Below are 20405 nucleotides of genomic sequence, written 5' to 3' on the forward strand. Positions count from 1 at the left end.
ATCGCGTTCATAATGCTCTCGAGCACGATATCCTCAGCACGTATATCTGTGCCAGCAAAATATATGTGTTTTTAGGACGAAGCGTAGCGTATGACAGACGAGCCACCGTCCGCTGACGGCCCCGACGAGTTCCCCACCGAGGCGGAGCTGCCGGACGAACCGGTAACCGCGGCCGACGTCGAACCGTTCGCCGTCGACGACGATGATTTCGAGGACGTCGACGAGTTCGCGGCCGCAGAGTGGAAACACGAGACCACTGCGGACGAGCGAATTCGCGCGGTGATCGACAGAACGACGACGCCGAAATCGGCGGGCGATATCGCAGAGACGGCGCTCGTCTCGGAGACAAAAGCCAGGACGGCGCTCAACAAGCTCAGCGAGGAGGGCATCGTCAGAAGTCAGCAGACGGGCTCCGGGAAGTTGTACAGTCGCGACCCGGAGTGGCACCTTCTCAAACAGATCCGGCGGCTCGCCGGGAGCGACACGCTCGTCGACCAAATCCAGCGAATAAAACGGGAACTCGCGGCGTACGAAGCCGAATACGACGCGCCCGATCCGGAGGAGCTTCTGGTTTCGGACAGGGACCTCGATCAGGACGAACTCGACGCCGTCTCTCACTGGCGGACGGCGAAACGAGAACTCAGCCACCTCAGAGCGGCGTACCGCTTCCGAGAAGCGAAGGAGCGGGCGCCGACCGTAACCGAACAGGGAGACGGACGGACGGGGACGCAGACGACCCCCACCGGCGATCAGCTCCCACTCGAGTAATGGGGCTGGGGAACGGTTCGCCGCTCGATTCGGACGCGATCGACGAGAGCGTGGAACAAGTACGCCGACAACTCGGTGACGGCGTCGTCGACGTCCGATTCCGGTATGGGAAGGGACAACCGTTCACGCGGCGGGACGGAGCGGACGTCAGAGCGGCACGAGTCACCGTTACCCCCGGTATCCACGAACGAGGCGGGTACTTCGATATTCAGTGGTGGGAGAACGGCGATTACAAGTACCACTATCGGGAGGACGGACTGGAGTTCAGATTCGGGCGGGAAGCGGCGAACGAAGCCACCCCGAAGCCGGTCCGGCATTTTCATCCGCCGCACGACCTCGATGTACATCGGCGATCCTGTATCGGCATTGAACGACCGCCCGAACTCGTCACGATCGCCGTGCTGAAGACGTGGTGGACGGGGGTCGAGAACGGTGACGAGAGCCTGGTGAACGCGCAGGACGGCTTGCCGTAGTCTCGGAACGCCTACACAGGTGGTCAGCCTTCCCGGCCTATCCGTATTGTCACCGATCACCAACCCAGTCACTGTCAATCCGGGCGGATGCTTTTTATCAGCATTCACCGATGCCCGTTCATGGGCCTGTACGACGACGTGCTGGTCGCGGATGGGGTCAGGCTGCCGAGGTTTCCAGCCGACGCCAGCCCGTCCGATATCGAGTGGCAGACGAAAGATATCGGTCGGCCAGCCATGCAAGCGTACAAGCTGACCACAGACGGACGGCTCCTGCGACGCGAGCGGGAGTTCCGTGAGAAGACGCCCGAAGAAAAACAGACAGCGGCCGCCGACCACGGCTTCGACTCGTGGGAGGCGTACGTCTCGTTTTGTGAGGACGCAACCCCAGATGAGCGCATCCAACGTGGTATCGGCCTTCGAGCGCCGGATCCCCAGACCCTCGACGAGGAACTCTGGCTCGACCACAACATGCACGGCAGCTTCGAGTTTCACGGCCGGAGCGACGATATCGAAGACGAGTTCTACTGGTCGTACGAGGCACGGTTCACGCGTGGAGCCCTCGACGCGATTGTCTTTCTCGGCGAGCGAGGCGGCGGTCACCCCGATGACTACCGGCCCGACGCGCCTGTCCGCGTCGAGTTTTCGTGACGAGCCCAGCTGAACGGTACTCGCGACCCGGAAGCTCACACGACGAGCGCGATTCCGCCCCCACCAATGATCGCGAGCGCCCCGAGCGCGAAACACACCGTCGCGAACGGCACGCGCTCGACGACGCGCATGAGCGCGTCGATTGTCAGGTAGCCGACGACGGCACTCACGCCGAGCGCGACCGCCGCGGGCACAGGCGCGATCCCGGGAAGCCCGCCCGCGCTGGCGACGGTGAGCGCGGCCGCGCCGACGCTCGCGGGAATCGACAGCAGAAAGGAGAGCCGGAACGCGGTCGGCGGGTCGTAGCTGCGGAACAGCAGCGCGCTCGCCGTCACCCCGGAGCGGGAGATACCGGGCAGGATGGCGAACCCTTGCGCGCTGCCGACGAGAATCGAATCGACGAGCGAGGGCGTCTCGCGGCCGCCCATGCTCACCGAGTCCGAGGCCCGCTGGAGGAGTCCGGTGATCACCAGCAGGACGCCGATGACGGCGATGAAGACGCCGCCAGTGAGATCGCTGACGAGATCGACGGCGAGGACGTACAGCGGGATCCCGACGAGCCCGGTAAAAAGCGACGCCACGACCACGTACGTCGCGATCGCGTGGTCTGCGTCGTACGCTCTCGTGGGTCGCCACCCGGGGAGTGTTTTGAGGATGGTCGCGATCTCCGTGCGGTAGTAGGTCGCGGCCGACAGCGTCGTCCCCAGTTGGAGGAACAAGGCGAGCTGGACGGCGACCGCGGGATCCGTGCCGGCGAGCGTGAGCACGAGCGAGAGGTTCCCCTGACTCGAGACGGGGAGCCACTCGACGACGCCTTGGACGATTCCGGCGAGTATCGCAACGAGCAACTCCGTGGTGGTCACTATCGACATCGGAGGCGGGTGGACAGGTAAAAGGCGACGATTATGGGTTCTGCTCGGCAGGTGTCTGGCCGTCAGTGTTCGCGTCCTGTTCAGGTGGGTGGGGATCGTCAGTATCGGGTGCTGTGAGATCGCGTTTGCCGTCGGTTGAGGCCGAGCCCGACTCCGACTCGTCCGGGGGCTCGGGGGGTTCGAGTGCGGCAACCAGGAGTTCAACCGGCCGCGTCTCGCGGAGCGCCGCCCAGCTCCGGCGTTCACGCGTCGCAATCACGCCCGCGACGACGAGCCCGGCCGCGAGGCCGAGCCGTGTCGTGCCGAGGGTTCCAGCCGCGATACTCACGAGTGCGAGGAGCAGGCCGACAGTGAGTACTGCGAGGCCGCCCACAACTGCCGGCGCTGCCAGTGTGTACGAAACACCTGTGCGGGCCGCCGTTGCGATCCGGGAGTCTTCGAGTGCGGGAAGGAGGCGATCGAGAATCGCATCGAGGAGACGGATGAACGGGCCGACCGTCCACGTTTCCCGCAGGTCGATGACGATCACCTCCGGGTCTGGCTCCGCGGTGAGCCAACGGTACAGGTAGGAGCTACGCACGGCTGCTGCGGTCCGCTCCCACAGGCGGCCGAGACGTGACTCGCGGGCCGCCCGCCGCATCCTACTACCGGTCGGCGTGCCCGCCTCCGTCTCGTCACTCATCTGAATTGATCTTCGGGTGGGCGCTCATGTGTGTTGCGGCTGGGGCGAACCGATAGGGTAGGTCACCGCTCCACGGAGACGACCGTCGCCTCCACGGTGACCGTGCCGAGATCGAGTGCGACGGTCGATCCCTGGCGGATCTGGTCCCCTTTGAACGCCAGCCCGCTTGGCGTCTCTCGGAGCTGGAGGTCCGCGGTGATCGTCACCTCGCGGTCCACCGGGTGGTCGACCACGTTGACGCTGCCGTTCTCGCCGGTGGTGATGATGAGCGACGGCTCTGTTTCGACACCGGTGACCCGGGCCACGGTGGTGTCGCCGGCGCGTTCGACCATCCCCGGCTCGATGGCGTCCGCGAAGTCCTCGCGAACGTCGTCCATCCGAAGCGTCACCGTCCGGGTGGTGGTCTCGCCAAGGCTGATGTCGCCGCCAACCTGCTCGATCCGGCCGTCAAACGTGTACTCGCTCGTCGGGAGCGACACCGTCTGCCCGCGCCTGACCGGCGTGCCGCCAAACCGGAGCCGGTCCTGCTGGCGGTGGCCGGTGAGTGTCGCCTCGACGAGCAGCTGTCGTTGAGTGGGTTGGTCAGTTGTGTAGGTGGTGACGTTGTTGATGCGGGCGACTGTGCGGTCGCTGAGGCGGATCTCGTCGCCGGGGGTCACATCTTCTGCGGTGCCCGCATCGACCTGACTTGAGAGCAACACGCGCTGTTGTTCGGTCGTGAGTGCGTCGCTGTCGCCCACGTCACGGATCTGGCCGTTGACCTGGTAGCGGTCGGTGGTAATGTCGAGGGTGCGACCGAGTCGCGGCGGCGCGCCGCCGTAGATGAGACTGTCTTGGTTGTTGAGTTCGCCTTCGAGGGCGACGCGGAGGATGACGCGGGTATTGGCTCCCTGTGGCGTGAGATGAACGTCCGTGATCCGGAGCGTCGACGCCCCGTCGGGGCTGTAGGTGTCGCCTTCCTCGATTGCGTCGACGATGTACGGTGAGACGGTGCCGACATCGAGCGTCGCGTACGTCGTGTCCGTTTCTGGAGCCGGTGCCGGATCGTCCGTGAGAACGAACGCGGCACCGGAGACGACCACGGCGGCAATTAGTAGGACAACGAGCGCGTCGATGACGTTGACGGCGCCGAACAGCCGTCCTTCGTCGTCGATCAGTTCCATGGAGGTCCCTCCGAGCGCGGCATTATCAACGACGACCGCCGCGCGGGTAAAAAGCGTATTCGTTCGCCATTTCGAGATTCGTTTGCCACTTCGCGACGGCCCGAACCCGCAGGCTTTTGAGGATCCTATGGGAGAACTCGGATATATGAATCGCCTGCGACTCCCGCTGGTCCCCCGCTCGCTTCGGCTGGCGGGCGTCCTCGCGGTCGCGGCAACGATCCTCTACTTTTCGGTGTTTACGCCCCCGGGAAGCGGCGCGATTCAGACCGGGCCGCTCGGCGTCTTCCCGTACAGCACGTGGCTCCACGGGCTGGCGTACGGTGGCCTCACGGTCACACTCGCGTACGCGCTTCAGGACCAGCCGTGGCGCGACCGCTCGGTGCTCGTCGTGGTGTTTTTGATCGCGGTCGGCTACGGCGCGGGCATCGAACTGTTCCAATCGACGCTGGACGCGCGCACGGCCGACTTCGGCGACCTGCTCGTGAACGCGGTCGGGGCCGCCGTCGCCGCGGTGTGTTGGCGTGTGCTGACGCGATGGGTGCGGTTCTATCGGGTGCGGGGAGTGGACGAACTCGAAGCGCCGGTGTGACGCTAGGTGCGTCGTGGCGTAGTCCGCGGTGGGTGGGCGAGACCTCCCAATATGCCTCTCTTGTGAACTACCCTACCCTACTCGCTCACGGCTGACGCCGTTCGCTCCTTGAGGGTAGGGCTTCCTGTTTCCACGACGCGCTTTACAGACACCGAATCGGTGTCCGTAGGGAGCGCAGTCTCCACAGGCGTTGATTCGGAGTATCCCACTCCTACGTCTTCGAGGCCGCGAGAAAGAATGTTCCACGCCGCGTTCGCGTCCCTGTCCGCCTCAAACCCGCAGGCGGGACAGGAGTGTTCACGGACCCACAACGGCTTCTCCGTCGAGACGCCGCAGGACGCACACTCTTTGGTCGTCCCTCTCGGGTTGACTGCCACGAAGTGCGTCCCCTCGCGCTCACACTTGTATTCGAGCAACGAAAAGAACGTCCGCCATGCTGCCGACGCGGTGTTGCGGCTGTTCGACGGCGACTCCATCATCCTCTTCACGTTCAGGTCTTCGACCGCCACGAGGTCGTACTCCCGAGCGTAGTAGTTCGAGAGTTTATGGAGAAAATCACGGCGCTTCCGTCGGAGATCGGCGTGACACTCCGCGACGCGACGCCGTTGCTTCTCGTAGTTGTTCGACCCGTGTTGCTTCCGCGAGAGTTTCCGTTGCTCACGCTCCAAGCGTTCACGCTCGTCGGAGAGATCGAGCGACTCGATCGCCGTGCCGTCGGTGTCGTGGGCGTACTTGAGAATCCCCACGTCAATTCCGACGCACTTCTCGGGATTTTCGGTGGGTTCGGGCGGTTCACGGTCGATTTGGACGCCGAACGTGGCGAACCACTCGCCCGTCGGTTCCTTCTTGACCGTGACCTGCTTGAGGTTGGCGTCGTCGGGGATGTTGCGGTGGAGTCGTATCGGAATGTCCGCGAGTTTCGAGAGTGACAGCACAGTCTGACCGCCCTTCTTGTCGAGCTTGAAGCCAGACTGACTGTACGTGAAACTGCGGAACTCTCGTGGTGGTTTCCAGTTGAGTTTCCCGACGCCGTAGCCGTTCTCCTTGAGTTTGGAGAGGCTGTTGAGGTTATCGAACAGCCGTTCTACGACGGTTTGGAGAACCTTTGAGTATACGTCTGAGAGACCGTCCCACCATTTCTTAAGATCGGGGAGTTCCGACCGTAGCGTGGTCATGGACGGCAGTTCGCCGTGTTCATCTTGGTACTCGTTAAGCCGATAGAGCGTGTGATTGTACAGTTGCCGACAAATATCGCGGTGGCGGTCCAACTCCTCTCGGTGGGCGTCGGACGGCTTGAGGCGATACTTGTAGGCGTAGTACATCAGTTCTCCCGCTGGTCTTCGACATACTGTTTCAGCACATCCAGCGACACCTGCCCCGTCGAGATAAGACAGTACGAGTCGTTCCAGAACGAGTCGCCCCACAGTTCGGTCTTCAGCTCATCCTCGTACTCGTTTCGGATACGGCGAGCAGTCGCGCCCTTGACTGTATTAATGAACTTCACGAGGTTTGTGGTGGGTTTCGCTCGGAACAGGATGTGAACGTGGTCGTCCTCTCCGTCGAGGTTCGTCAGTTCGACGCCGTAGTTGTCCGTGAACCCGCTGATGACCTCGCGAATGAATTGGGTTCGCTCCTCGGTTAGCACTCCGCGCCGATACTTCGTGGTGAGTATCAGGTGGTAGTGTAGGGAATACGTCGAGTGCGCTCCCGAATCGAGGTCGTACTCCATTGGGTTCATACTGTAATACAATACCCAAATGTAAAATAATTACGACAGCGTTGGCCTGTGGGCCTGTAACCGTATCTTCAGATGAACAGGTGATGACGGCGCTGTATCCCCACCCTACTCCGCTCCCTTCGGTCGCTCCGTTGAGGGTGGGGGCTTAGCGCCTATATCAAGCGTAGACCAGGACGCTCCGCCTTTCGGACGGTGGCTTGATATCTGCGGTATCCCAACAGCGAGGATGTCTACCCATGGATGAGTACTGCGAGGACGAAACTCGCCTTCCGGACTCGATCCGAGGATACGTCGCTGACGTGATGGACGGGACCGAGACGTTTCGCGCCGGCGTCAAAACGACGGCCGGGGGGTTCACCCAATCTGTTTGGCTGGTCGTGACATCCGACCAGCTCGTCGTCGTGACGTCCAAGTTGGTTGACGCTACCTTGCGGCGAGTTCCGCTGGCGGACATCGCGGAGACTCGGTCGAGTCTCGTCGACCTGCCGGAGGAGCGTCGTCGACAGATCGAGATAGAAACCGTTGACGACACGCTCACCTACGAGCTACACGATCCGGACGGGAAGTTCATCGAGGACCTCCAGACCGCAGTCGCCGACGTTCCCGACCCCGAACTCGCGGACCCAGCCTACCCGACCGACGTCGACGGCGCGCTCCGGAACTGCGAGCGCGTGGTCGAAGCCGCTGCGAGCGCCCGACGCGATGGATCGTTCGTCGAGGCGAGCGACCGGTACGAGACCGCGATCACCGGGTACCGAACGGTGCTCGATCGACTCCCGGCCGGCGATGACCGCCGCGACGCAATCGAAGAAACGTTGACCGAGATTCGGGATGCTCGACAACAGATTGCGGAGCTACGAGAGCGCCGCGCCACGCTTGAATCCCGCCTCGCAGCCGCCGAGAACAGCTTCCAAACGGCCGTCCGAGCACACTTAGAACGCGAACAGACCGTCGCCAAGATCCGGTACCGGCAGGCCCGCGACGGTTTCGAGGAGGCGCTTGAGCTGATCGACGCGGACGACGACACCGACGCCGATGCTGAGCCCATCGAGGCGCCGGTTCACGTCTCCCCCGACGCCGACACCCTCGCCGTCTCGGGAGCGCTCGACGAGTTCGCAGGGCTGTCGACGGCCACCACCGACGCTCTCTCCGACAACGAGATCACCGCCGTCGCGGACCTTCGGGCGCGGGCGACGGGCCCCACGACCGCCGACGCTGACGCCCCCGAGTTGACCCCGATTCGGGATCTCTTCGAGTCGACCCCCGTTGATCAGGCTGACGTCCCGATCCTCTTCGCGCTCGCTTGGCAGCAGACGGAGACGATTTCGTTTGCGGCCCGAACTGACGTTCGACGGCGTATCGAGCAGGCGGCCTCCGGGTACGACGCGACGGTCTGACACCGTCGATAGTTCCTGTTTTGATCGCTGCTGTCTCGTCCACGGACGGCGTCCGTACGGTCTTCACGCCGCCGACAAACGCTGTTTTCGGAGCTTGGCTGTCGCCGGCATCAGTATTAATACGCGGCTCGCCGGAGACGCGACACGGAGATGCCGGTCCCCTAACTCTACCCCTCCCGCTGCGCCCTCATCGGGTGTTGCTGCCTACTCCTGTGTGTCGGCGGGGTCGTCGCTGGAGCGCCCGCCTACGAAACGCCGATCGACGCGCAAGTCCCGAACGAGCGGGCGATGGCGGACTCGCTCGACGCGTATTCGCCCGGCGAGATCGACCCGATCGCGTTTACGACGCTGTCGCCGGAAGAACAAACCGCGGTAAGCGGGGCGATCGATTCGGCAGCGGGCGTCTACGCGGATCGCGGCCAGTCAGGGGACGGGTCGCAGTTCGTCTATCGTAACGACGTGACCAATCAGTACTTCGTCAGCCACGACGAGTCGGTCTATCTCGTTCAGGTCATCGTCGATATCGGCTATTTCTCGTTGCTCGGTGGTCTCTTCGTCGGTGTGATGGGTCTCCTGCTCGTCGCGAGCGGGCTGTGGGCTCGCCGCTCCGGCCCGTCGTTGCGCTCGGATTCTCTCTCAGAAACGGAGTGACTTCCTCGTCTGCCGGGGGCATCCGACACAGCTGCCACTGGCACGGTGTCTGGGCGTAATGACCGGAGCGCTATCCACGGGGAAAACCCGCCGAGCGCGCTGATCCGCCCGTGAGGAGTACGGATCGTCGTCGGCGTTTCGGGTGGGGCTACGCGTCCGGTTCGACCGTCTCTTCGCTGCTTCCGTCGGCCGCACTTTCGGCGTCGCCGGCGAGGCGACGCTCCGCTTCGTCACGGTCCTCGGGGTAGCCGACGTCGATGCGCCAGCCGTCGAGGCCGATGGCGTCGATGGTGCGGCCCGACTGGATGAGCAGATCCACCGCGTCGCTGATCTCGTACTCGTCGCGGTTCGACGGCTGAACGAGATGACAGGCGTGGAAGATAGCGGGCGAGAAGGTGTAGAAGCCGGTCATCACGAGGTTGCTCGGCGGGTCCTCCGGCTTTTCGACGACATCGGTGATCTCGCCGTACTGGTTCGTATCACAGACCCCGTAGCGGGAGGCCTCCTCCCAGGGGACCTCCTCGACGAGGAACGCGGCGTCCGCGCGCTCCTCGCGCTGGCGTCGCACCACGTCTTTGAGGTTCGCTTGGAAGATGTTGTCTCCGAGAATGAGCATGAAGTCGTCGTCGATGTGTTCCTCGACCGTGAGGAGGGCGTGGGCGAGTCCCTTCTGCTCGCGCTGGTGCGTGTACGTGATCGGGACGCCCTCGTACTCGTCCCCGTAGTGGTCGATGATCACTTCCTTCATGTAGCCAACGACGACGATGAGTTCGTCCGCGCCGAGGTCGATCAGCTGATCGAAGCAGTGGGTGATGAGGGGTTTCCCGTCGACTTCGACCATCCCCTTGGGCTTGTCTTCCGTGAGCGGGCGGAGACGCGTGCCTTCGCCGGCCGCGAGTACGACTGCCTTCATACTCCATGGGTTCAATTCAGCCAATCATAAGGATTCTGCCTTCGTAATTCGGGCGGTATCCACGGGCGATCGACGTGAGTCGCGGAGCCAACAGGTCACCACTGACACACCATCGCTTCAAGTGAAGCCGCCCGGTTGGTACCCCAGCCAAAGAGGTTCGGATTCGGGAGTGTCACACACCACCATTTCACGTGAAGCTACCCGGTAGTCCGGTCTCGTCGCGTTTGTTCACGATTTTCGGAGATCACTTCATTTTGCGTTACCGGGCGTTACTCGGACGGTATTCACTTGAAGCGATGGTGTGTCGCTCGGAGACGGGACTCGTGACGCAAGGCGTGGACGAATTCGATCTCCTCGCAAAGTCGTCAGGCAAGCGGCCGAACGGGATCCGAGCAGTCCGAACCGGTACGTTTGTACCCGGCCGTCGGGTACCACCGATAATGCGAATTCTCCGTGTCGCGCCGTGGATCTATCCCGACACGAAGGGCGGCGGGGAGTACCACGTTCACGCGATGTCGCGAGACCAGGCCGCGATGGGTCACGACGTGACCGTGCTCACGACGCGGGAGGACGAGTCGCTGCCGCGAATCGAGGAGACGCACGGGTACACCATCCTGCGCGTCTCGCCGGGCGTGACGCTGCTCGGGAACGATGTGTCGCCCGCGGTGGCGCGGTACCTCTGGCATGCGGACGGCGACGACTTCGACGTCATCCACGCGCATTCGCACTGCTACTTCGTGACGAACCTCGCGGCGCTGAAGCGGCGGCTCGGCGATATTCCGCTGGCGATCACGAACCACGGCCTGTACAGTCAGAACGCACCGGAGCGGTTGTTCTCGCTGTACCTGAAGACGCTCGGCCGGTGGACGTTCAATCAGGCGGACGTGGTGTTCTGTTACACCGACGTGGACAAACAGCGCGTCCGGGAGTTGGGCGTGAGTTCGCGGATCGAGGTCGTCTCGAACGGGATCGACACGGAGCGGTTCACGCCGGAGGGCCCCGAGAGCGACCTGATCGACGCGGAGGGCCCAGTCGTGTTGTTCGTCGGGCGGTTCGCGGAGGGGAAGCGGCCGTGGCTCGCGGTCGAGGCGTTCGCGGAGGTGCTGGCGGAGTATCCGGACGCGGAGCTGTACCTGTGTGGCGACGGGGCGTTGCGCGGAGATCTGGAGGCGCAGGTGGCCGAGTTGGGGATCGGCGAGGCGGTGACGTTCCTCGGGCACGTGCCCTACGACGAGATGCCGAAGGTGTACCGGAGCGGGGACGTGCTGGTGTTGCCGAGTCGGGCAGAGGGGGTGCCACGGACGGTGTTGGAGGCGATGGCGAGCGGGTTGGAGATTGTGATGAGCGATCTGGATCAAGTGAGCAGTGCCCTTAACACCGAGATCGAAACGGTTTCGGCTACAAACGCAGACAGCTTCTCTCAAGAAATTAAATGTCAGCTCCAAAATCGAATGATCGGCGGAGCAAACTCGACTTCTAATACAATTAACTTTCAGTGGAGAAAAACAGTTGAAAAAACCACAGAGGAGCTAAACCGTATCCAGTGGTAGAACGGCACTATTCCGGCGACACGGACTTATCCACCTTTCGACCGTACCAGTACACTGCTGATGGAATAGTCATAGATTCGGTATCAAATTCATGTGTCTTCAAAAAGAGTTTATCGAAGTATTTCACCCAGAAGGTGAGAATTCTGAAGCCGACACTGAGCGACTTTCGTAGCTTATAATTACCGAAGCTTAGGAGATATGCGAGATACTCACAAGTGACCCAGACAAGAACGCTCGTCGGACCTTTTGAGGCACCCGAGTCGATTGTCTGGACGCTCCGTTCTTTCGTCACCGTCTTTTCGAGACCAATACTGGTGAAGCGCCTGTAATCTGTCGGGAGTGCGTGATACCCTTGAAGAAAGGGTACGTCAATATATAGCAGGCCGGACGGTTTGAGTATTCGAGTTAGTTCGTCAATTGCGACATTTACGTCTTCAATGTGCTCTAAGACTGCTTGACAGACGACTGCGTCAATTGATTCGTCACGAACAGGCAGCCGATGGATATCGCTAAGTAATTCAGTAAAATTCGTTTCGCGAATATCTGTTCCGATGACATTTTTTTCTAAGAATTCCTCGGAAAAACCTGATAGGCCTTCACCGCCGTCACCGCATCCGACGATAAGAACGGTCCCATCTGGGCCTATATTTTGTTCAATATGGCGGTGTATAGGTTCAGCAGCGATGTTTAGGGTTGGTGAAGGGAGATACGAGCGGATCCGATCACGATAGGGAAATGAGAATGATCCTGCGTAGCGCATAGAGGTATTTGCTCAGCGTTGGTTAAAATGGTTTATACAACTTATTAATCAACTTGGTTAGTCGGCACTGTCTAGTTAAACACCTCTCTGGCTGGCGTTTGGCCGTCGAGCGATTGATGGTCTCTGACGGTCAAAGTAGTGTACATGTCATCACTGTTTGCGTGCGTCCGCTCGACCTCCTTTCACGTTTCTTTGAGCAGTCCTTAATTGTACATAGACACCAAAAATCAACGAACTTTTCACTTCTCAAACTGGCTCAGCTAGACAGTGCCGACAACCCCAAGTGGTTTCCTGAATTATATCATTTTACAGGCACCTATGTCTCAGAAACGACGGCTCGTATATCTCATCAACTCTCTAGATGTCGGCGGTGCTCAAATCGGGATGTGTAGGCTTCTCAACGGCATCGCGGAGTCTGATTTTGATATTACAGTCGTTTCCTTGACTGCTGGAAGTTGCGAACTTTTCAATCTAATTCCATCTGAGGTTCGAGTTGTAACACTCTACGGGAGGGATGGTTCACTTCTCAATTCCTCTTTAATTGTGCTCGAAAAATTACGAAAGGCAGATGTAATCGTCGGATCATTATTCCATTCAGTCATCTTCGCCAGGGTTCTCAGTGTGATAAATCCCAGTGCGACAGTAGCGACGTGGCAACATAGCAATCAGTTTACGTCAGTAGTGCGAGAGGAACTGTTTCGCCGAACGATCCGCTTCACTAACGTGGTACTCGCTGATTCGGAAGCAGTCGCAAAGATGCTTATCGACGAACTCGAAATCGACGAGAGTGTCGTCCACTCCGTGCCGATCGCTGGTATCAATCTAAGCGAATATACTGAGGTGACACATCGAGATACGGACGATATTCGAGTCGGGACTGTCGGTAGACTCACGAAAGCGAAAAACTACGAAATGGTTCTCGATGTCGCAGAAAATATGCTTGAATCTGGTGTCACGTTCGATATCGCGGGCGATGGGGAACAATACGAGAAACTCCAGTTGATGATCGAGGATCGAGAACTCACAAACGTAGTCCTACACGGCCAGGTCGATGATGTACCTACGTTTTTGTCGACGCTCGATATTTACCTCCAACCGTCGCTTCGAGAAGGTCTCTGTATCTCCGTCTTAGAAGCGATGGCGTCTAGGCTACCTGTCGTGGGTAGTAACGTAGGTGGGATAAAACGGAATGTCGACCACCAGACAAGTGGGTTCCTTCACGATCCTTCCGATACCAAGGCGTACGTCTCGTCGATACGAACGCTCGCCGGAAATCCTCACCTCCGTTCGAGATTTGGAGCTAACGGCAGACGTACTGTCAAACAAAATTTCACGCGGGACCATCTCGTTTCGGCATTCATCTCGGCTATCGAATAAGGTGTGGAGCCGAGTACTGCCTGTACGTGGACTGTGACAGTTACTCACTGAGGTTCGATATTGGGTAGACGATCTTGTGCGACGGCCCACGACGCGCCGAATAGAAGCCACCAGAACCGTTGGACAGGGATCGGCTGGAAACAGATGACGAGTAAGTACGTGCCGAAGATCGCGACAAACGCAAACTCGAACGGTTGTACCTGGAAGGGATACCGGAGCGATCGGAGCGCTACATCCCGGCACCAGATCAGAACAAGTGCGAGAAATGCCGCTGCACCTATGATACCCACCTCCACGAAGTAGTTCAATACGAAATTGTGTACAGAGGGCGGGTACGCGTCAATCCCCATTCCTAAGGGGAAGTGCTGTACACCTACCCGAATCGCTGTCGTATACTGGGGAATGCGGGCGTACAGCGATCCCTGGATATATATCACGTCCCAGTATCTGACGATCGCTACGAGCGCGAGGATTCCTGCGCTCACGGTGGCCGTCGCGAATGCGACTCTAACCCACTTCGCATGGCGCTGTGCGAGCCACGCGCCGAACAGCCAAACACCCCCCGCGACCATCATGATCGCTGAGAGGGTCATTCCTCTGACGATCAGAACCGCTTCGGCAGCCGCTAGAACTACCGAAACAAATCGGATCCCGAGAGGGATCGACTCTTCGAGCGCGAGTGCGATGCTACAGAGAAACGCGGTGGCCACCAGCCAGAAAAACTGATTCTGATTGTTATACCAGAGCATGATGTCCCGAAATCTTTGCGCATCTCCGGAGACGTACGTATAGATTCCAAGGAGCGTCAATACGGTCGTCACCCCCCAAATGACTAGGAATACCCGCCATCTCATCGACCGGTCTCTGAGACTGTAGCTGACGATTGGAACAACGCCCACGAAGATGAACAGGTACTGCGCAAAGCTCAACAGTCCGCTTGGTTTGTTTGGGCTCCACAGGATAGAGAGACCGACGATGCCGAGGAAGATGACAATCGCGATCCCGGACTGTCGCGATAGCGAGTACGGGAGCAGGCCAGTCCGAAGAACGAACCATGCTAGGACGAAGATCAAGACAAAGTCTACCGGGTTGAGGTTGACGCCCCCGATCGTAAAGAACCAGAACGGCGAGAGCAGAGCTCCAATTACAATACCAACGGTTTCGATTTTCCTGAGATGAGGAAGGGAGGAAGTCAAGACAGACGAAACCATATTATATCTCGTGATGGGGCATCTCCACCGTGTGATATATTACATATAACGGGTAACTTGAACTTGTCGAGGATAGACCGAGTGATGTTCTTGCTCCAGTAGATTATTAATCAATTCCTTGTATTATGTACCACGTACTCAAATAAAATAGATCCGACACGATGAAAGCCGATAGCTCTCCCCGAATTTCAGTTGTGATCGGGGCATGCAACGAGGAAGACACGATTGCGAGAACAGTACAGAGTTTACTTGGTCAGACAATAGACAACTTTGAGATTATCGTCGTTGACGATGGCTCGACTGATGATACCGCCGAAGTAGTGTCTGATTTTACTGATCAACGGATTCGTCTCATCACAATCGACCAGAACCAAGGATTGCCGGGAGCGCTTAATAGCGGGATCAACGCGGCAAAAGGCGAATATATTGCGAGGGCTGATGCTGACGAGCGATCATTGTCGTATCGGCTTCAGAAACAGTCTGAAGTCCTTGACGAACAGTCGGATGTTCAGGCGGTCGGCTGTTGGTACACGAACGTTGGAAGACACGGTAAACGAATAGTTGACGAACGAATCTCGACGGACCGGTCGTTTAGTGTCAGAGACTTACTTGAGAATGGGACTGGTGTCGCACACGGCTCGATGATGATACGGGCGGACGCGCTGTCGAAAGTGGGTGGATATCGCGAGGCGTTTCAACTGGCTCAAGATTACGATCTCTGGCTACGGATGGCCGAGGCGTTCGGGCCTGGATGGCTCCACATCGTTTCATCTGTGCTTTACGAACGGACTATTGAAGCGTCGCAGTTGAAGAAGCGACATCGACAGCGTGTCTATAGTGATGCTGCTCAAGAGTGTGCCCGTGTGCGGACGAAAGGGGAGACTGATGTACAAATACTTGAGGGCTTACCTGAGCGAGTGGAACGTGCCGCTAATCCTCAATACACACCGAGAGAATTGGAGGGAATGTACCACTACTTGCTCGCCACTAAATTACTGGCACAGAACCAACAGGGCGCAGCACAAAGGTACTTGGTGAAAGCACTGTGGTTCGCACCCAAGCGACCACGACCGTGGTATCGTTTCGTACTTTCGTGTTTACCGTCAGATCAGAGACAGACCATTCAGGACTGGGTGAAAAATCGGCTGCAACAATTCATGGGTGGGAGAGTACCTCTATGAGTGCCTCGCTGTGGAAGATAGTTACCTACTGTATCCTACAGTAGGTGGGATGCTTTTGTGGTTATCTGGAGCCAGACGAACCGAAAGCATATTCGGGGAGGTTTCAAAATCATCTCACAATGAAAGTAGCTCTCGTCCCTCAAAGACCGGATCTACTGGAGGGACAAGTATTCGAATTTGGACCAAAATATGGTGAGCGGAAGTCTGTCTTCGGAGAGTCGTACTCTCTTCTACGACAGGAATTAGATACAAAGGGACACGAGTTCGACTCGATTGATAATTTTTCTCTCGACGAAGTTGATGTTTGCCTGTTCGAGGATATGAATTACGGCTATCTGTATCGTTTGCTGACTAAAACCGAAGAGACACCTCGCCTCGTGTATATCAGACAGGCACCATCGTCTATTTCACAAGATAATCTCATATCGAACTTCACTCAGTTTGTTCCGCTGTTCGATAGTATTCTCACGTGGAACGATGGCCTTGCAGAAACATACGAACGGTTCTCGAAACATTATATCCCACAGTATATAGAACAAAAAGAAGTCGAACACCTGGACTTCGACAAAAAGAAATTACTTGTGAACATATCGAGCCGGAAGTATTCGCCGACGAAACATCCCGAAGAGCTCTACACGGCACGCGAAGACGTCATTGAGTACTACGATGATTACCATCCGACTGACTTTACACTTCATGGTTACCACTGGAACGAAAGACCGAGGTTGGTCGACACATACTATCACCAAGTAGTCAAACCAACTGACTATTCAGTGTATAAGGGAGTAGTTGAAAACAAAACCGACGCATATGGCACTCACAGATTTGCACTCTCGTTTGAGAATATGACCGGAATTGAGGGGTACATTAGCGAGAAAATGTTTGACTGTCTTCGCTCCGGAATTGTTCCCGTCTATTGGGGCGCAAACAACGTCTCCGAGTACGTTCCGGACGATGTGTTTATTGACTATCGAGAATATGGGACGCCAGCCTCGTTACACGAGCGCCTCAGATCAGTTACTGAACAGGAACATGAGAAGTACCTCGAAAGTGCTCAGGAATTCCTTCGGAAAGACGCATCGCAGTTCTCTATCGAGAACTATGCCCAAACCCTCGAAAATGAAATATTGGCTGAAGAGAGGCGGCATAGACCGCCCGACCGACAACTGTTGGATGATATTAAGGCTCTCAGCAGGGCAGAGAGACTTATTCACCAGCGTGACGAGATCGGCAGAGTACAGTACACCTTCGAGTTCCTTAGGTTGCTTAGAAAGCATCGGGAAGCTCTATTGAGATTTCCGACAACATTCTACCATGCCGTTAATAAGGTAGTATCCGGTTAGCTGAAGTTCGATTAGAGTGAATTAGAAATCTTGGACACTCCAGTAATGTGCTCTCATCTCATTTGAATTTCATTTTTGCCCCAGATCAGGCTTCTCCATTCATATGTATATTGATGAATTCAATAATTTATAATGTATGGTCGACTTATCCTTCGTGAGAGGTATTGGTTGCTATTACGACTATTGTTTTAGCAAATACACTAGGAAACATGTTTGCAAGCCTTTTAACACCGGAGATCCCACTAATCATGCGCGCTTCTAACCCACATTCATCAAACATCTCCCTCAGAGACGAAACTGTGAACGTATTATAGTGGCGGTCATCTCTGATTATGCTGGGAATATTCCCGAACAAGGAGCTGACCCGATACCTGGCGAAGCCAAAATTTGGGACAGTTATGATGGCCGTTCCGTCGTCTTTGAGAATTCTTTGTATCTCTTCTAATGCGTGGGTCGGAGAGAGAGTATGTTCGAGCACATCAGTACAAATCACTGTGTCATAAGATCCGGACTCAGTAGGGATATCCTCATCATCGATATTGAGTTGGTGGACCGTTCTATAGTGTTCCCGAGCCCGATCTACCGCAATTTTTGATATGTCGCAGCCATCAACCGTAATTGTGTGACCCTTTTTGAGAGCTTTCCCAAAGGTTCCATCTCCGCATCCCAAGTCGAAAATCACGTCATTTTGATTAAGTAAATCCTCTAGAAGTGAGAGAGTGTATTTAACACGTGGTTTCTTGAGGACAACATCCCGTTCAGGTTTCCGAGACCGCCAGCTTTCATCATGTATGTCACGCTGGTGTTCCATATTCACCAAGTTGCTACTGTAAATATATAACAAGCGCGGTCAGCTGGAGAGGGCTACCAACTGACGGTATCCCATCGATCGGGAATAATATCGAGATGATTGACCGGGTCATGAACCCAATAGTCGGGAGCGATGACAATTTTCGTCTCAGAATTATCCAGCCACGCACCCCACCAACTGAAGCTGCTGTTGGCGACGATATGGTGATCACAGGCTCGCATCAGACGGAGATCCTCGTGGGCCGTTTCTCCATCGTTACACTCGACGTAGTGTACGTTGGTATCGCTGTGATCCGGCACAAGGTCTTTCTGGTTGGTACGAATCCAGTCAATGTTGTCGGAGAAAAAAAACAGATCTGTCACGTCAGTTTCATCCTGAATCTGATTGAGGGCATTTCTGTAGTAGGACGGTGGAAGTGCCCAGCCGAGATCAACGTAGTCTCCACGACGGACGTGTACACTTACTGAGCCAGTATCGGAGATGAGGTCGTACCACCGTTGGTTTTCACCAGACACAGGATTACGAACCGTAATTTCACGCCGAAGCGTCTCGGTAAACTCTGTAAAATAGCGTTCGGATTGCCAGTAACCGTCGAGTGTGACGTTTCCAGGTAGATTAGGGACATTCGGATCGAACGTCAGTGACTGATCTTCGACGTACAATTTGAAGAGATGTGTCGCTAGTAACTGGTTTATACTTGCGACGACCTGCGGGATCCGTCTGCGTATCGTCCTGCCAAAACTGTGGCTTGTCTCATTATCTACATATTCAACTGGAAGATCGAACGCCTCAAGATGTAGCGATCGTTTCGCTACGTCGGGGCCAAGGTTCGAGTCAAGTTTAGAGAGGTTTACAAAAAGAGTAGAATTAGTTCGGAGTGAGTGTGCGCGTCCCGTCGCGTACTGGAATAGTTGGTTGCCGAGTCCACCGCGTAGGATTATCGAGACCATACAGATCCTTTCTCCAAGTGTTTGATATCCGCGGTTAGGCGTACCAGACGGTGTCGTATCGGGGGCATGAGTTCCATTCGATTTATTCTACGCTAACCTCGCACGAATATGAGTACAGTTCGGGTGCTGCTCAACACCATCTTTGACTACGTCTACGATATTGTATCCGATGTCGCGCAGTATCTGTGCCACCTCGTCGTGGTTATTGTGCGTCTCAACCAGAATCACGGAGGGCCTGGCCTTCATTTGCTTCAGAATTGTCGTCTCTGCTCCTTCACAGTCTATTTCGAAAACGTCAGCGTCTGGCAACTCTTCTGGTGACACAAATTCTGGATCTGGTTCGGCCTTGCTCTCAACGACAGAAGAATTGACTTGGCTGACGATCGCGTGGTTGAGATTGATTTTCGAGCGATTGTCGTTTGCCTCCACGACTCGTCTCAGAATTTCGAATCGGTTTGCGTCTGGCTCGAACACAGTGACAGTACCACCGGTAACCCGGCTTGCAACGACCGCGGTAACGCCAAATCCACCACCGATGACGACCACATCATCTCCTTCGGTAACATACGATTGAAGCGCTTCGACTTCCGTCTGTTCGTACATCGGATAATCTTCGGTGTGATACGGCAACTCGTAAAATGGGATGTATCTATCGATGGGGTAGATCTCGACTGGGACGGTCACGTCATTTAGAGAGAGTTCTTTCATACGACTGGAAGCGAACTGATGCCCAAATTCAACTCCCGAAGAATAGAGAGAGTAAATTCTCTTTCTCCCGAACGACAAAGAGCGCTTCAAGAGAGAAAGTAATCCCTCTTCTCTATAGATATTTATCGCATCAGTCCGCAGCGACCTGTTAGACATCACTTTTTGAAAGAAAGTTTGTCCGGATATTTAAACCCCATGCGAACTAGTTTTGGACCCGGTACATACTCATTCGAGATACCCAAGATCGGCCAACCGCTCCGAAACCGCATCCGAATCAATCTCTGCGGGATCATTTTTGAGTTCTCCTTCAGTGATTGTCTTGCGATTATCGTACGGAGTTGTCAGCCATGGAACTGTAATCAACGGAGGAATATGGGATCGAGCGGGATGCCCGTACATTCCGTACTCGGAGAATGCGTTTCCATGGTCAGACGTTACGACAGTTTTACCATCAAGTTCGTCGATAAGTTGTTCGACATGTGGTAACGCGAGCTGGAGGTTCTCGCGGTACGCTTTCCACAGGAGTTCGTCGTCAATCTCGATCGAACCGTCGTTGAGTCGCTGCCAGAGCGTGTTTTGATCGTACTGGCGCGAGATTTCACGTCCTGTTTCGCCGATAA

General features: G+C 56.7%; 21 protein-coding genes. 10 read left to right on the forward strand and 11 right to left on the reverse strand.

Annotated features, from left to right (window positions below):
• The first annotated feature begins 90 nt into the window (after positions 1-90).
• The 3 genes from B378_RS0102255 (at position 91) to B378_RS0102265 (ending at position 1889) form a co-directional block, all read left to right on the forward strand.
• Positions 91-768 (forward strand): winged helix-turn-helix domain-containing protein, encoded by a 678-nt coding sequence (locus B378_RS0102255; protein ID WP_017342206.1) that lies wholly within the window; start codon positions 91-93, stop codon positions 766-768.
• Positions 768-1241, forward strand: coding sequence for a hypothetical protein (locus B378_RS0102260; RefSeq protein WP_017342207.1), 474 nt, complete (start codon positions 768-770; stop codon positions 1239-1241). The genes B378_RS0102255 and B378_RS0102260 overlap by 1 nt, the downstream gene beginning before the upstream one ends.
• Positions 1242-1361: 120 nt before the next feature.
• Positions 1362-1889 carry a hypothetical protein gene (locus B378_RS0102265; RefSeq protein WP_017342208.1) on the forward strand — a complete coding sequence of 176 codons (528 nt, stop codon included), beginning with the start codon at positions 1362-1364 and terminating at the stop codon, positions 1887-1889.
• Between the two features lie 35 nt (positions 1890-1924).
• Here the strand turns inward: B378_RS0102265 and B378_RS0102270 are convergent, their stop codons facing one another.
• From B378_RS0102270 to B378_RS0102280, 3 genes are all read right to left on the reverse strand, one after another.
• Entirely contained in the window at positions 1925-2761 is an 837-nt protein-coding gene (locus B378_RS0102270) for an undecaprenyl-diphosphate phosphatase (RefSeq protein WP_017342209.1), read from the reverse strand.
• 31 nt (positions 2762-2792) lie between these two features.
• Complete coding sequence (locus B378_RS0102275; protein WP_017342210.1) at positions 2793-3443, reverse strand: hypothetical protein; 651 nt, start codon at positions 3441-3443, stop codon at positions 2793-2795.
• 62 nt (positions 3444-3505) lie between these two features.
• Positions 3506-4606 (reverse strand): DUF4330 family protein, encoded by a 1101-nt coding sequence (locus B378_RS0102280; RefSeq protein WP_017342211.1) that lies wholly within the window; start codon positions 4604-4606, stop codon positions 3506-3508.
• Positions 4607-4751: 145 nt separating this feature from the next.
• Between B378_RS0102280 and B378_RS0102285 the strand changes: the two genes are divergently transcribed.
• Positions 4752-5195: a VanZ family protein gene (locus B378_RS0102285; protein ID WP_017342212.1), complete on the forward strand. Its 444-nt coding sequence runs from the start codon at positions 4752-4754 to the stop codon at positions 5193-5195.
• A 77-nt stretch (positions 5196-5272) separates the two neighbouring features.
• On the opposite strand, the gene B378_RS0102290 is transcribed toward B378_RS0102285, so the two are convergent.
• Positions 5273-6517, reverse strand: a complete 1245-nt coding sequence (locus B378_RS0102290; RefSeq protein WP_017342213.1) for an RNA-guided endonuclease TnpB family protein — start codon at positions 6515-6517, stop codon at positions 5273-5275.
• Positions 6517-6924, reverse strand: a complete 408-nt coding sequence (gene tnpA, locus B378_RS0102295) for an IS200/IS605-like element ISHko3 family transposase (protein ID WP_017342214.1) — start codon at positions 6922-6924, stop codon at positions 6517-6519. The genes B378_RS0102290 and tnpA overlap by 1 nt, the downstream gene beginning before the upstream one ends.
• 245 nt (positions 6925-7169) lie before the next feature.
• Here tnpA and B378_RS0102300 point away from each other — a divergent pair, with 245 nt between their 5' ends.
• Entirely contained in the window at positions 7170-8330 is a 1161-nt protein-coding gene (locus tag B378_RS0102300) for a hypothetical protein (RefSeq protein WP_017342215.1), read from the forward strand.
• 288 nt (positions 8331-8618) lie between these two features.
• A complete protein-coding gene (locus B378_RS15740) occupies positions 8619-8981 on the forward strand; it encodes a hypothetical protein (RefSeq protein ID WP_017342216.1) in 363 nt (120 codons plus the stop codon).
• Positions 8982-9129: 148 nt separating this feature from the next.
• On the opposite strand, the gene aglF is transcribed toward B378_RS15740, so the two are convergent.
• A complete protein-coding gene (gene aglF / locus B378_RS0102310) occupies positions 9130-9894 on the reverse strand; it encodes a UTP--glucose-1-phosphate uridylyltransferase AglF (protein ID WP_017342217.1) in 765 nt (254 codons plus the stop codon).
• 440 nt (positions 9895-10334) lie between these two features.
• Between aglF and B378_RS0102315 the strand changes: the two genes are divergently transcribed.
• Positions 10335-11444, forward strand: coding sequence for a glycosyltransferase (locus tag B378_RS0102315; RefSeq protein ID WP_017342218.1), 1110 nt, complete (start codon positions 10335-10337; stop codon positions 11442-11444).
• Between the two features lie 7 nt (positions 11445-11451).
• Here the strand turns inward: B378_RS0102315 and B378_RS16220 are convergent, their stop codons facing one another.
• Positions 11452-12204: a bifunctional 2-polyprenyl-6-hydroxyphenol methylase/3-demethylubiquinol 3-O-methyltransferase UbiG gene (locus B378_RS16220; RefSeq protein WP_082224223.1), complete on the reverse strand. Its 753-nt coding sequence runs from the start codon at positions 12202-12204 to the stop codon at positions 11452-11454.
• A gap of 318 nt (positions 12205-12522) precedes the next feature.
• Between B378_RS16220 and B378_RS16225 the strand changes: the two genes are divergently transcribed.
• Positions 12523-13581, forward strand: a complete 1059-nt coding sequence (locus B378_RS16225) for a glycosyltransferase family 4 protein (protein ID WP_082224224.1) — start codon at positions 12523-12525, stop codon at positions 13579-13581.
• 44 nt (positions 13582-13625) lie between these two features.
• Here B378_RS16225 and B378_RS0102325 read toward each other — a convergent pair whose 3' ends face one another.
• Entirely contained in the window at positions 13626-14792 is a 1167-nt protein-coding gene (locus B378_RS0102325) for an O-antigen ligase (RefSeq protein ID WP_017342220.1), read from the reverse strand.
• Positions 14793-14953: 161 nt separating this feature from the next.
• On the opposite strand from B378_RS0102325, the gene B378_RS16230 reads away from it, so the two are divergent.
• Entirely contained in the window at positions 14954-15973 is a 1020-nt protein-coding gene (locus B378_RS16230) for a glycosyltransferase family A protein (protein ID WP_082224225.1), read from the forward strand.
• 119 nt (positions 15974-16092) lie between these two features.
• A complete protein-coding gene (locus B378_RS16235) occupies positions 16093-17316 on the forward strand; it encodes a glycosyltransferase family 10 domain-containing protein (protein WP_082224226.1) in 1224 nt (407 codons plus the stop codon).
• A 145-nt stretch (positions 17317-17461) separates the two neighbouring features.
• Here B378_RS16235 and B378_RS16240 read toward each other — a convergent pair whose 3' ends face one another.
• The 3 genes from B378_RS16240 to B378_RS16250 form a co-directional block, all read right to left on the reverse strand.
• Positions 17462-18127 (reverse strand): bifunctional 2-polyprenyl-6-hydroxyphenol methylase/3-demethylubiquinol 3-O-methyltransferase UbiG, encoded by a 666-nt coding sequence (locus B378_RS16240; RefSeq protein ID WP_082224227.1) that lies wholly within the window; start codon positions 18125-18127, stop codon positions 17462-17464.
• A gap of 53 nt (positions 18128-18180) precedes the next feature.
• A complete protein-coding gene (locus tag B378_RS16245; RefSeq protein ID WP_192812428.1) occupies positions 18181-18789 on the reverse strand; it encodes an alpha-1,2-fucosyltransferase in 609 nt (202 codons plus the stop codon).
• 375 nt (positions 18790-19164) lie between these two features.
• Positions 19165-19785, reverse strand: a complete 621-nt coding sequence (locus B378_RS16250) for an FkbM family methyltransferase (RefSeq protein ID WP_192812429.1) — start codon at positions 19783-19785, stop codon at positions 19165-19167.
• Positions 19786-20405: the final 620 nt, after the last annotated feature.

It is taken from the genome of Halorubrum sp. T3 (assembly GCF_000296615.1).
In the GTDB taxonomy this organism is placed as follows: domain Archaea; phylum Halobacteriota; class Halobacteria; order Halobacteriales; family Haloferacaceae; genus Halorubrum; species Halorubrum ruber.